We start from the raw sequence: 13,444 nt of genomic DNA, 5'->3' as shown, positions 1-13,444 counted from the left end.
TCTATGTGTTAAAATGTATTGCTCAGCATTGAGAAATGAATTGTTATTTTAGTGTAAAATATTCCGCTAAAGGACCAAGTGCCAACGCCGGAAAGAAAGATAAAGCAGCAATAATTGCGATCACGGCAAAAACCATTACACCAAAAATAGAAGTGTCTGTTTTTAAAGTTCCTGAACTTTCCGGAATGTATTTTTTACTCGCCAATAATCCTGCAATTGCCAATGGACCGACGATTGGAATAAAACGACTCAATAGCAATACAATTCCTGTTGTAATATTCCAAAATGGGTTGTTATCACCCAAACCTTCAAAACCCGAACCGTTGTTGGCAGCACTCGAAGTATATTCGTATAACATTTCGGAGAATCCATGATGTCCCGGATTGTTTAACCAGCCGGTAGCATTTCCGCTAAACCACCATCCCATTGCCGTATCATTTGCTGCAAAATAAGAAGCTAAAGCTGTTCCAGATAAGATCAATAGCGGGTGTAGAATAGCAATAAATGCGGCAATTTTAACTTCCCGGGCTTCGATTTTCTTTCCTAAAAACTCAGGAGTTCGTCCCACCATTAATCCGGAGATGAATACCGCAAGAATAATGAAAACATAGAAGTTTAGAATTCCAACACCACAACCGCCATAAAAAGCATTAATCATCATAGCAAGCAATTCCATAGCTCCGGAAACCGGCATTGAACTATCGTGCATACTGTTTACTGAACCTGTAGAAATTACGGTTGTTGCAATACTCCAGAAACCTGAAATAGCAGGCCCAAACCGAACTTCTTTTCCTTCCATAGCTCCCGTAGTTTGGGCAATTCCCATTTTTTCGATAGCCGGATTTCCGTTCATTTCGCTTATAACGGTCGGAACAACCAGTAATAAAAAACCAATGGTCATTACTCCAAAAATTACGTAGGATAATTTTCTTTTCTTTAAGTAAAAACCTAAGGCAAAAATCATGGCAAACGGAACTATTAATTGTGCCCACAACTCAACAGCATTCGTAAAATAAGTTGGATTCTCTAACGGATGTGCCGAATTGGTTCCAAAAAAACCTCCACCATTTGTACCAATATGTTTAATGGCAACAAAAGCAGCAGCCGGTCCACGAGAAATTTCAATACCATCACCTTGTAAAGTAGTAATCGCATCTTTTCCTTCAAAAGTCATTGGTGTACCGCTAAATAATAACGCTACAGCTACGATAGTTGAAAGTGGTAACAAAACACGAGTACAGCTTTTGATGAAATAATTGTAGAAATTACCCAATTTATCCGTAGCTCTTTCTTTCATTGCTGTAAAAATCATTGCTGCGGCAGCCATTCCGACACCGGCAGAAACAAATTGCAAAAACATCAGGAACATCTGGGACAAATAAGAAACTCCGGTTTCGCCTGAATAATGCTGTAAATTGCAATTGACAACAAACGAAATAGCGGTATTAAAAGCTAAGTCGGGTGTCATTGATGGATTGTTATCGGGATTTAAAAACAAAGACCCCTGAAACAATAAAATGAAAAAGCAAAGAAAGAACCAAACCATATTAACACTTAGAAGTGCTTTCAGATGTTGTTTCCAGTTCATTTCTTCGGTGGAATTAATACCACTAATTTTAAAAATAAATTTTTCAATCGGATTGAAAATAGGATCAAGAAATGTTTTATCATTTGAATAAACTTTAGCAATATACCTTCCTATCGGAATTGCTAAAACTATCGAAACGATAAAAATACTGATGATGCCAAATAATTCTGTGTTCATAGTTTGTTATTTTTATGTGAGAGGCGCTAAGTGAGAAGTTATAAGTAAGAAGTGAAATGTTTTTTACATCTTACATTTTACATTTCACTTTTTGAAAACCCCATTTCACATTTGTACTTTATTAAAATTTTTCGGGTTTGATTAAGACGTAAACCAAATAGGCGAAAACGGCAAGTGAGACAATAAATAGTGCGATCATGATTTAGATTTTTTCGAAAAATTCGACTGATTTAAAACAAATAGCAAATAGCAAAACGGCCAATGCGAGTAAGAGAGTAGTGGTTAACATATTGTATTAGATTTAATTGTGAGATGTGGGTTTTGGGTTTTGGGTTGTGAGTTTTGGGTTGTGAGTTTTGAGTTGCGAAAAGTTACTTGTGAAATGTGTTTGTAAAAAGTTAGTTATGAAATGAATAGATTTGTAAGTTGTCTTATAATTCACATCTTACATCTCACATTTTACATCTCACAACCCACAACCCACAACTCAGAACTCTACACCCCCGAAGTATTAATTTGTTTGACATATTCGGCTTTAAGGGTTTGAGGAAAAAGATGTGAAATATTGCAGTGACGCATTTCCATAAAGGAAGAAACCGAGAAAACGTACACATTCGAAATGGCGTTTTTAGTTTCTATACTTCCGGTCACAAACAGACGCTCGGCAAGGGCTAAGCATTTTTTTGCCCGAACGATATTACCTGAAATAATAGATCTTTTGGTAATCTCAGCAAACCGCTCTGCTTGTTTGTAAATAGTATTGACTTGATTTTTCATTAGAAAGAATTTTAATGTTCTCTCCTCTTATGCCAAAAGCTGTTCCGAAAAAGGGCAAGATAAGCTAAGGCCTTGTCAATAAAAGTGTTGAGGTAGTGTGCCAAAAATCAGGCGTAAAAAAAGCCTATCAAAATGATAAGCTTTTATTGAAATGATAGGTTAATCTATGTTTTTGGTAACAAAAAAAAAGCATGCCACAACTCGAGCGATAGCGAACAGGCAAAGCAATGGCACGAATTTTCGCGAATTATTTTTTTAAACTAAGAAATAATCCCTTTAATCAGTGCAATCTGTGGCAAAAAAGGAATAGCCTCAGATTTCACAGATTAAAAGGATTTTTTTCTGATCCGATGTTACTATTCAACAATCGAGTTTATGGTTTGGCTATGTGATAGAAATGTATTTCTTTTTTGTACCTTTTTTTGCGCTCTTCTTAAAAGTAAAATCTATGTTTGTTCTATGTGTTAAGTATAAATTTTGCGACCTGGGCGAAGCAAATTGACTAAGTAATCACAGCCAACAAGTTAGATTACTGTATGCCGTACTCGTCTAACTTTCGGTACAAAGTAGCGATTCCAATTTCGAGTAAACGTGCTGTTTCTGCTTTGTTGCCTTTGGTATAGTTTAAAACCTTCTGAATATGTAGCTTTTCGATACTCTGCATAGAAAAAGCCGACATCGTTTTAGAAGCTTTTTCAGGTTGATGCTGCATTTCATAAGGAAGTACATCGGCTGTTAAAAGAGTATCACTTAAAATAACAGAACGTTCAATAATGTTTTTAAGCTCCCGAATGTTTCCGGGCCAGGAATAATTCTCTAATTTTTGAAGAAAGTCATCAGAAATGGTTAACGTTTTCTTATTCGTTTTTTCAGAGAACTGTTTGACAAAAGAAAGGGTCAGTGCTGCAATATCTTTGGCTCTTTCTCGCAAAGGAGGGAGGTTAATCTCGAAGATGTTTAAGCGGAAATACAAATCAGAACGAAAACGATGTGCTTCGCTCTCTGTTTTTAAATCCCGGTTTGTTGCGGCAATTAACCTGAAATTTGATTTTTTTGAAGTCGTATCTCCAACCGGAATGTATTCACTGGTTTCTAAAACACGTAATAGCTTTGCCTGCAATTCAATTGGCATTTCACCAATTTCATCCAAAAATAAAGTTCCGCCGTTAGCTTCTTCAATAAAACCCTTTTTATCTTTTAAAGCACCGGTAAAAGCCCCTTGCTTATGGCCGAAAAGTTCGCTTTCTAAAATTTCTTTGCTAAAAGTACTGCAGTTTAACGCTACAAAAGATTTTCCGGCACGCATACTGTTTTCGTGAATGGCCTGAGCAAAAACCTCTTTCCCCGTTCCGGTTTCCCCGGTAAGTAAAACCGTTGAATCTGTTTTGGCGACTTTTTTTGCCAGATCAATAACCTGCTCGATGCCTTTTGATTTTCCTATAATCGTCGCAAAAGAATATTTATCGCCTATGCGCTTCTCAAGTTGTTGTACTTTTTTCTGTAAATGTACTTTTTCAACAGCTTTATAGAGAAGCGGAATAATTTTGTCATTGTCATCACCTTTAACAATATAATCAAAAGCACCGTTTTTCATTGCCTGAACACCATCCGCAATATTCCCGAATGCCGTCAATAAAATAACTTCGGTAAGAGGGAAGCTTCCTTTTATATTTTGCACAAAGTCAACTCCATTTCCGTCGGGTAATTTTACATCACATAAAACGACATCAATATCGGTTTGTTCCAGTTTTTTAAAACCGGATTTTAAATCTTTGGCTTCGAGAACTTCAAATCCTTCAGATTTTACAATGCGGGCAAGCAGACTTCTAAGTTTTTCCTCGTCGTCTATAATTAAAATTTTATGTGTCATTTGGGAGTGGTGCTATATCGAATCGATAATTTCGAAATACAAATTTAGGTTTTAAATCATTTGACATTTGGATTCCGGATAAATTTTGCAAAAAAAAGCACTCTGAAAATAATCTCAGAGTGCTCCTATGTTTGCCGAGTATTTTTTTCACGCAGATTTAGCAGATTGATTTAGATTGTTTTTGTCGGAACTACAAAATAAAAAGAGCAGCATAATCTGCTAAATCTGCGTGAAAAATTTTGCGACTTTGCGCCTCTGCGAGCAAAAACAGCACCCTATCTGTAAAAGCTTGCGGGTTCATTGTATCTTTAAGTCTAATTAATTTCCTTTTCATTGTCCTTTATAAAAGTGTCGATATTTTTCAGATAAGGATCAACCACAATAAGTTGAGGTTTGCTTTTGAGTTTGATTTTACCACTGATCTTATTATTCTGTATCAAAAAGGGATAACTGGATAATTTCCCTTTTTCATCATAAACACCAATGTCTATTGAGGGATCATTAGGAAGTAAGGTTTGTTTTCCGGTTGCATTTTCAGAATATTTCTTTGAATTGACATGGAAAGTAACTTCATAAAACTCATCCTTTTTTTGACTTTCAACACTTGTAATATTCGAAGAATAGGTAATGATTTGCTTAAACATTTCGTCTAGTTTAGGATGTAACTTTTTATCCGTCACGGAATAAATTTCGTTTAGTAAATTTTCAGAATCGGGAATGGGATTTGAATAGCGATAGTGATTTAAGAAATTTTTCAAAGCAAGATTTACTTTTTCTTCCCCAATTAACAATCGTAACTGATGCATAATCAGCATTCCTTTATCGTAAGGCAAATGCGGTGTTTCATAATTGGTTTTGTAAAGTGGTGTTTCCGGCTCATAACTTCGACTGCTCAAATACAAATCCAAATGAATTTTTAAGGTTTCTAGGGCTTTCTCTAAACCATGTTCTTTTTCGTAAAGCATTAATTCGGTGTATTGTGCCAAAGTTTCGGTTAAAATCCAACTGCCTTCTTTTTGCTCCGGACTAATCTGGGCATTTCCCCACCATTCATGCGACAATTCATGGGCCGTCAATTGATTGATCACATCTTCTTTATCGTGATGAGAGAGATCACTGTAGAAACCGAAATTTTCTTTCATAAATACCGTTGACGGATAGGAAGTTGCGGCAAAACCATTAGCAAAAGCAGCTACTTCTGCATATCGAATGGTTTTATAAGGATATTTTCCAAAGTTTTTTTGGCAGTAATCCAGTGTATTCTTTACATCTTTAATAAGCTTGGTCACATTTCGCGGATGCCTTTTGTCGTAATAAACTTCGATCGAAATTCCTTTATAGTTTACTTTTTGAACTTGATAGGCTGCAGAAGAAAAAGCAAATCGAAATGGAATTTTTCCCTTTGATTTATAGTGAAAATAATTGCGATTGTCTTTTTCCCATTTTGCAATCAAATCTCCCACGCCAATGGCAGTTTGGTTTTTTGAAGTAGAAACGGTGGTTTCATAATCAATAAAATCAGATTCTGCTTTAGATTTATCTTCTAATTTTTTAAGTGGAGTCTGAGGTTTTAAATGCCTTTTTGCACGTTCTTTTTTACTGCTGATCTCATTAGAATCCTGATATCCAAAAGCAGGGTAGTAGCGACTTATCTTCATAAAAGAACCATTTTCGATTATCGAATTAAATGAAGTATGACCTTTAAATGGCGACCAGGAAGATTCGAAGGAGAAAGAAATATTCATTTTTTGCCCCGCTTGCAATGGTTTTTTTAAAAGATACCAATAATGATGGAATTTAGAGAAATCGCCAATGGGTTTAGAGTTTGGAATTGTAATCGATTTTAATTTTGAATTTTGATCCAAGTAAAGGAGCAAACTGTCAATGGGTTGTTTTGAATGATTGATTAACTGATAGGTACCACTTACCTCGTATCTGTTTTCTTCCGGAAATAAAGCCACATCACTTTTTACGGAAAGAATTGTAGGTTGAGGTAAGGAAGAGAATTTTTTTAAGTGTAATTCATATTGTTCGCTCCAGTTGTTTTGATCATCCTCTGTAAGATAAGGGTATTCGATGTTGGTTTTATAAAAAAGATAACCTCCGAAACTTATAAAAAGCAGAATACCCAATGAAAGAACAACTTTTTGAATGCGATTAAAGGAATGTCTCTGAATTGATTTTAAGATAGTAGAATTTCTTTTCCATAAAATACCTGTTGCCACAACCATAATCAAAGCTAATCCAAGATTGTAAACCATTGAAACATGAAAGGGAAGGGTGTATTTTCCGAAGCCATTTAGATCAAAGTATTCTCTTTTAAACGCATCTCCAAAACGGAATAAAGGATGCGAAATGCCTAATTGCTCTCCGATTCCCGAACTAATTAAGAATGTCACAATTGTTGCGATCGAAAGTCCTAAATATTTATTGGAGATAATTATTTGGATAAAAATAACCAGGATCGAAAGCAATAAGACCGGAAGGCCAAGAAAATAATATAAGGAGGCATAAAGTCCAAATTCTATTGGCGCATTTGCATGAATGATTTGAAAAGTGCAACCAATGAAAATACTCCACGTGATAAGGAAAAACGGAATGCTAAAAAGCGATATTACTTTAGAAAGCAAAGCTATAGTTTGCAGATAGGGGGTAGTGTTTTCGAACATTTCAAAACGTGCCGTTTCGCCTCGATTCACTAATTCATTACTGTAAAAAAGTAAAACTAGAAGTAAAATAAAAGGCAAACGATCCATAATTGTACTGATCATGAGAGCGGTATTGGTGATGTTTTGCGCTAAGCGAATACCGCCGTCAATTTCATCGGATATTTCAATTAAAAGCAATCCGGAAAATAAAAGCACGATCAACAGAAATGGAATTCCTTTTAAAATCAAAGAAACATCCATTTTGATATAACTTTTAAGAACCAATAAGTTATGCTTTAAAGTCCTGTATTCAATGCTTTTTGGAGTTTCAGTTGAAAAAATAAGAGTTTCGTTTTTTACTGTTCGCTCCAATTTTACTTTTTTTGTTTTTGCTTTTCGAAAGGAAAATAATCGATAAGAAATGATCAGCAATAGAATAGAGAAACCAATCCAGAGTACTCTGTTAAATAAAAGATTGCCGGACAAATCGATCAGATGGTTGTTTTTTTGAAGGGCTGTCCAGTATCGGGTTTGTTCTAAAAAAGCTGCCAGACCAAAAGGATCTATTTTTGCGGCAAACGACATGGCCGAAGCTGATGACGGAGAAGCATTGGCAAAAATAGGGGAGTTAGAGAACAAAGATCCTGCGATATAGAGTATGTAAACCATAAAGCCACCAACATAGATCAGTAGTTTGTTGCGGGTTAACCAAGCAAAAGAGGTTAAAATAGTTAGACATAAAAAGAGGTTTGGAATCACTAGAATTAAATACGGCCAGATATAATTTAGAAGTGAAAAAGGCCCAATTTGATCTTCTGATAGCCATGGCATCTGATGACCAATAAACAATCCGATGATTAAAGCTCCAAGTGAAACAACTGAAATTCCAAAAGCAACAATAAACCTGCTTCCCAGATAAGACAATTTTGATAAAGGAGTTGCAAAAAGAATCGAATCAAATCGGGTTTCATATTCCTTAAGGAACTGTTGTGCAACTTGCAGTGTAACCGAGAATATAAGGGTTAAAGAAAGTAAACCAATGGCGTACGTAAGAACAAAAGGACTGTTTTTATAAGCACCTGAGAACGAAAAATTGGCAAAAGCCCCCGCAAAAAAGCCCAGAACTAAATAGATTAAAAAGGTGGCATAAAAGCTACGGTTTCGAGTAGAAGTATGCCATTCGAATTGTATTAATTTTGACAGCATAACTTTATTTTTTAAGTTGATCTTGAGATAAAATACTAAAGTAGACATCACTCAAATCAGGTGATGTTAAGTGGAAACCGTTATCAGGCTGTTGTTCAGAAAAAACGTGAATGTGAAGTTTCCCGGAATTTAAATTCGAAGAAATGATGTTGAAATTGTCTTTGTATTCCTGTAATTCCGTTTTGGAGATGGCTTTCATCCAGATTTTGTCTTTCAGGGAATGGATTTCTTTTTCAGGATTTCCTTCCAGAATCAATTTTCCATTTGAGATAATCGCCATTTTGGTGCATAAATCCCGAACGTCTTCAACAATATGAGTCGATAAAATTACAATGATATTTTCGCCAATCTCGCTTAGCAGGTTGTTGAAGCGATTTCGTTCCTCAGGATCAAGACCGGCAGTTGGTTCATCAACAATAATGATTTTCGGATTGCCAAGTAAAGCCTGTGCGATTCCGAATCTTTGACGCATTCCACCGGAGAAAGAGTGAACGGCTTTATCTTTATGTTGCAACAAATTGGTTTGCTGTAAGAGATATAAAATTTGTTCGTGTCTCTCTTTTTTTGAAACAATTCCTTTTAAAATTGCCAGATGATCCAGCAACCGATAAGTTGAGATCTTAGGATAGACACCAAATTCCTGCGGCAGATAGCCCAAGTTTTCCCTAATAAACATCGGATCCTCAATAATATCAATACCATTAAATAGTACAGCACCGGAACTTGGTTCCTGTAAAGTAGCAATGGTTCGCATTAAGGTTGACTTCCCGGCTCCGTTTGGTCCTAATAAGCCAAACATTCCGTTTTTAATTTCCAGAGATACATCAGTTAGAGCTGCTGTACCGTTCTCATACGTTTTGTTGAGGTTTTTGATTGATAGACTGTTCATTTTTTGATTGATTTAGATGATTGATTGTGATCATTTATTTCGAAAGAAATAGGCAATAGTATTCCGGTCGACTTCGGGGAGCCGATTTTTTAATGAAGATTTAAAAAAAAATGTTATTCGCTTACGTACTCTAAAATGTCACCAGGTTGGCATTCTAATATTTTGCAAATGGATTCTAAAGTGTCAAATCGGATTCCTTTGGCTTTTCCGGTTTTAAGAATAGATAAATTGGCAGGAGTAATTCCTAATTTCTCAGCCAACTCTTTACTTTGCATCTTGCGTTTGGCAAGCATAACATCAACATTTACAATTATTGGCATGATTATATAAATAAGTCTTGTTCGTTCTGAAGGTTTAATCCTTGTTTGAAAATTGCAGCTAAAAAATAGGCAAAAATACCCAACATAAAATGTAACACAATAAAAATGGCAACTTCATTATCGAGTGATACAAAAATGGAGGCTAAAAAGATAATAATCCCGGGTATAAATAGATTCGCTAAATAAAATCGCCTCAAATGAGATATTCCATTCTGAGTGAATAATTTAGGTTGAAAAAATACTTTAAATACATTGCTGCTCAATAAAAAGAAAAGACCATAAAGACTCAACGGAGATAAAAATTCAAAAATGATATAAGGTATATTAAAGTCGCCTAACATAAGTGGGTGGTCAGTAAAAGGGTAGCAAATTTGAAAGTATTTGCCATTCTCTTTAAAGTTTAAAAACCATCCGGTTGTTAAGGTCAATGCAGAATAAGTTGCTAATGAAAAATAGAGAACAGCTAAAAAGCGGGTGATGTAAAAGAGTATTTTTGAAACGATATGTGTGGTTTTCATTAGAATTGAAATTTGATTTATTATTACAAATGTATAATTAATTATCGTAAAACAATAATTAATTATTGAAAAATTATTCAATTGACAGTTTGAGTTTGTGCGAGAAAAGATTATAATTCTATTAACATTAGAAAATAAACGGCTTCACAGAAATGAAGTAATTTTGTGAAAAAGCAATTATTTAAATGAAAAAATCAATTTCAGTCTCCATATTAGAACTCGCTATAATTACTCAGAATAGTAACGCTCCGGAAACATTTCAGAAAACAAAAGACATCGCACAATTGGCAGATCGTTTAGGCTATAAGCGATTCTGGCTTGCTGAACATCACAATATGGCTCACGTGGCTAGTTCGGCAACAGTTGTTTTAATAGGCTATGTCGCCAGTCACACGCAGAATATCCGTGTAGGTTCCGGTGGAATCATGTTGCCGAATCATTCTCCTTTAATAGTTGCCGAGCAATTCGGGACTTTAGAAACACTTTACCCAAACAGAATTGATTTAGGTTTGGGAAGGGCACCGGGAACAGATCAACCAACTGCTGAAGCAATTCGAAAGGACTTTTTTGAACAAGCACAGCGATTTCCGCAAAATGTAAGCAAACTTCAGGATTATTTTTCCGAAGAAAATAGTACTGCAAAAGTGAGAGCATTTCCTGCAGAAGGTACAAATGTCCCTATCTGGATTTTGGGTTCAAGTATGGAAAGTGCTGCCCTTGCTGCAGCCTATGGCTTGCCATATGCATTTGCAGGACATTTTGCGCCACGTCAAATGATACAAGCTTTTGAATTCTATAGGGAGAACTTCCAGGCATCTGCCGTTTTAGATAAACCTAAAACAATGGCTTGTGTAAACATTATTGCTGCAGACACCGATGAAGAAGCAGAGTTGTTGTCGACCAGTTTGTATCAGATGTTTTTAAATCTGATCCGCAATGACCGTAAAGGTTTACAGCCACCGGTTCCGTCTTTAGACGATATTATGAGTGAAGAAGAACGTTTCCATGTCAATCAAATGACTGCCTGTACATTTGCCGGAAGTCCAAAAGAACTAGCTGTCGATTTAAAAAAGTTTATAGACTACTCAAGAATTGATGAACTAATGGTAACAAGTCCTATATATGATCATCAGGCTAAACTAAAGAGTATTCAGTTTACAAAAGAAGTTGTAGATTCTCTAAATCAGATATTATAATCTAGAAGTGTATTTTTACTACCCCACAACCCGACAGGTTTTCAAAACCTGTCGGGTTTGTTGTATATAATAAGGTATATCATAAAGTAATTAAAAAAACTATAGTCAGTCTGAGCGTAGCCGAAGACCCTGCGCAAGAGCAATCGCTTCAGCAAAACCATCAAAAGCAAGAAAAATCCTAAAAACAACAAAAGTCTAAACCTCCTAAAAACACGACTATCAACACATTAAGAAAACCCCAAAAAAAAGATTCAAAAAACATTGAAAAAAAGCTTGCGAATGCGAATAAAGAAACTACTTTTGCACCCGCAACAACGCAGACGTTCGCTGAAATACTGACAAGAAAATAAGAATTAAAAATTTTAAGTAATTAAAAAAAAAGATTCAAAAAAGCTTGTGAGATTTGAAAACGCTGCTTACCTTTGCACCCCGCAAAATGCGCAAGTTCATTGAGAGATTGGTTGAGAGAAGAAGAAAATTGGAAACGAAAATTTCTAAAAAAAAACTTCAAAAAACTCTTGCCAGTTAAAAATAAAGATGTAGTTTTGCACCCGCTTTGAGAGACAAGCGAAAATAAGAAATACACGTTCGTAGACATATTGAATTGACAGCCGTTTTTTAAGAGTGATCTTAAGAAACAGAAAAAATAAGAGTAATAGAATCGAGAGATTCGAAAAGAACCACTAGAGAACACATCGCAATATAATATAAAAAATATACGATGAAGAGTTTGATCCTGGCTCAGGATGAACGCTAGCGGCAGGCTTAACACATGCAAGTCGAGGGGTATAGCACTTCGGTGCTAGAGACCGGCGCACGGGTGCGTAACGCGTATGCAATCTACCTTTTACAGAGGGATAGCCCAGAGAAATTTGGATTAATACCTCATAGCATAGCAGCTTCGCATGAAGCCACTATTAAAGTCACAACGGTAAAAGATGAGCATGCGTCCCATTAGCTAGTTGGTAAGGTAACGGCTTACCAAGGCTACGATGGGTAGGGGTCCTGAGAGGGAGATCCCCCACACTGGTACTGAGACACGGACCAGACTCCTACGGGAGGCAGCAGTGAGGAATATTGGACAATGGGCGCAAGCCTGATCCAGCCATGCCGCGTGCAGGATGACGGTCCTATGGATTGTAAACTGCTTTTGTACGAGAAGAAACACTACTTCGTGAAGTAGCTTGACGGTATCGTAAGAATAAGGATCGGCTAACTCCGTGCCAGCAGCCGCGGTAATACGGAGGATCCAAGCGTTATCCGGAATCATTGGGTTTAAAGGGTCCGTAGGCGGTTTAGTAAGTCAGTGGTGAAAGCCCATCGCTCAACGGTGGAACGGCCATTGATACTGCTAGACTTGAATTATTAGGAAGTAACTAGAATATGTAGTGTAGCGGTGAAATGCTTAGAGATTACATGGAATACCAATTGCGAAGGCAGGTTACTACTAATGGATTGACGCTGATGGACGAAAGCGTGGGTAGCGAACAGGATTAGATACCCTGGTAGTCCACGCCGTAAACGATGGATACTAGCTGTTGGGAGCAATTTCAGTGGCTAAGCGAAAGTGATAAGTATCCCACCTGGGGAGTACGTTCGCAAGAATGAAACTCAAAGGAATTGACGGGGGCCCGCACAAGCGGTGGAGCATGTGGTTTAATTCGATGATACGCGAGGAACCTTACCAAGGCTTAAATGTAGATTGACCGGTTTGGAAACAGATCTTTCGCAAGACAATTTACAAGGTGCTGCATGGTTGTCGTCAGCTCGTGCCGTGAGGTGTCAGGTTAAGTCCTATAACGAGCGCAACCCCTGTTGTTAGTTGCCATCGAGTGATGTCGGGAACTCTAACAAGACTGCCAGTGCAAACTGTGAGGAAGGTGGGGATGACGTCAAATCATCACGGCCCTTACGCCTTGGGCTACACACGTGCTACAATGGCCGGTACAGAGAGCAGCCACTGGGTGACCAGGAGCGAATCTATAAAGCCGGTCACAGTTCGGATCGGAGTCTGCAACTCGACTCCGTGAAGCTGGAATCGCTAGTAATCGGATATCAGCCATGATCCGGTGAATACGTTCCCGGGCCTTGTACACACCGCCCGTCAAGCCATGGAAGCTGGGGGTGCCTGAAGTCGGTGACCGCAAGGAGCTGCCTAGGGTAAAACTGGTAACTAGGGCTAAGTCGTAACAAGGTAGCCGTACCGGAAGGTGCGGCTGGAACACCTCCTTTCTAGAGCCTTGAGTGTTAGCATT

At 37.1% G+C, this 13,444-nt stretch carries 9 protein-coding genes and 1 rRNA gene; 2 read left to right on the top strand and 8 right to left on the bottom strand.

The window, feature by feature from the left end:
- Positions 1 to 43: 43 nt before the first annotated feature.
- The 8 genes from kdpA to G3A47_RS01960 all read right to left on the bottom strand — a co-directional run bounded on the left by kdpA (position 44) and on the right by G3A47_RS01960 (position 9,993).
- Positions 44 to 1,765 (bottom strand): potassium-transporting ATPase subunit KdpA, encoded by a 1,722-nt coding sequence (gene kdpA, locus G3A47_RS01995; RefSeq protein ID WP_166919913.1) that lies wholly within the window; start codon positions 1,763 to 1,765, stop codon positions 44 to 46.
- 121 nt (positions 1,766 to 1,886) lie between these two features.
- Entirely contained in the window at positions 1,887 to 1,964 is a 78-nt protein-coding gene (gene kdpF / locus G3A47_RS01990) for a K(+)-transporting ATPase subunit F (protein ID WP_208328340.1), read from the bottom strand.
- A 296-nt stretch (positions 1,965 to 2,260) separates the two neighbouring features.
- Complete coding sequence (locus G3A47_RS01985; protein WP_166919911.1) at positions 2,261 to 2,542, bottom strand: DUF7674 family protein; 282 nt, start codon at positions 2,540 to 2,542, stop codon at positions 2,261 to 2,263.
- 529 nt (positions 2,543 to 3,071) lie between these two features.
- Positions 3,072 to 4,412: a sigma-54-dependent transcriptional regulator gene (locus tag G3A47_RS01980; RefSeq protein ID WP_166919909.1), complete on the bottom strand. Its 1,341-nt coding sequence runs from the start codon at positions 4,410 to 4,412 to the stop codon at positions 3,072 to 3,074.
- A gap of 314 nt (positions 4,413 to 4,726) precedes the next feature.
- Positions 4,727 to 8,266 carry an ABC transporter permease/M1 family aminopeptidase gene (locus tag G3A47_RS01975; protein WP_166919907.1) on the bottom strand — a complete coding sequence of 1,180 codons (3,540 nt, stop codon included), beginning with the start codon at positions 8,264 to 8,266 and terminating at the stop codon, positions 4,727 to 4,729.
- Between the two features lie 4 nt (positions 8,267 to 8,270).
- Entirely contained in the window at positions 8,271 to 9,155 is an 885-nt protein-coding gene (locus G3A47_RS01970) for an ABC transporter ATP-binding protein (protein WP_166919905.1), read from the bottom strand.
- Positions 9,156 to 9,268: 113 nt separating this feature from the next.
- The gene (locus tag G3A47_RS01965) at positions 9,269 to 9,475 is read right to left on the bottom strand and encodes a helix-turn-helix domain-containing protein (RefSeq protein WP_166919903.1); all 207 of its coding nucleotides are present in this window, start codon (positions 9,473 to 9,475) and stop codon (positions 9,269 to 9,271) included.
- 2 nt (positions 9,476 to 9,477) lie between these two features.
- Positions 9,478 to 9,993, bottom strand: a complete 516-nt coding sequence (locus tag G3A47_RS01960) for a DUF2975 domain-containing protein (protein ID WP_166919901.1) — start codon at positions 9,991 to 9,993, stop codon at positions 9,478 to 9,480.
- A 185-nt stretch (positions 9,994 to 10,178) separates the two neighbouring features.
- Here G3A47_RS01960 and G3A47_RS01955 point away from each other — a divergent pair, with 185 nt between their 5' ends.
- Both G3A47_RS01955 and G3A47_RS01950 read left to right on the top strand, forming a co-directional pair.
- Positions 10,179 to 11,189 (top strand): LLM class flavin-dependent oxidoreductase, encoded by a 1,011-nt coding sequence (locus tag G3A47_RS01955; RefSeq protein ID WP_166919899.1) that lies wholly within the window; start codon positions 10,179 to 10,181, stop codon positions 11,187 to 11,189.
- Between the two features lie 718 nt (positions 11,190 to 11,907).
- A 16S ribosomal RNA gene (locus G3A47_RS01950) occupies positions 11,908 to 13,421 on the top strand.
- Positions 13,422 to 13,444: the final 23 nt, after the last annotated feature.

Origin of the sequence: Flavobacterium poyangense (genome assembly GCF_011751075.1) — a bacterium.
GTDB lineage: Bacteria > Bacteroidota > Bacteroidia > Flavobacteriales > Flavobacteriaceae > Flavobacterium > Flavobacterium poyangense.
This window is presented reverse-complemented; position numbering and strand designations above follow the sequence as displayed.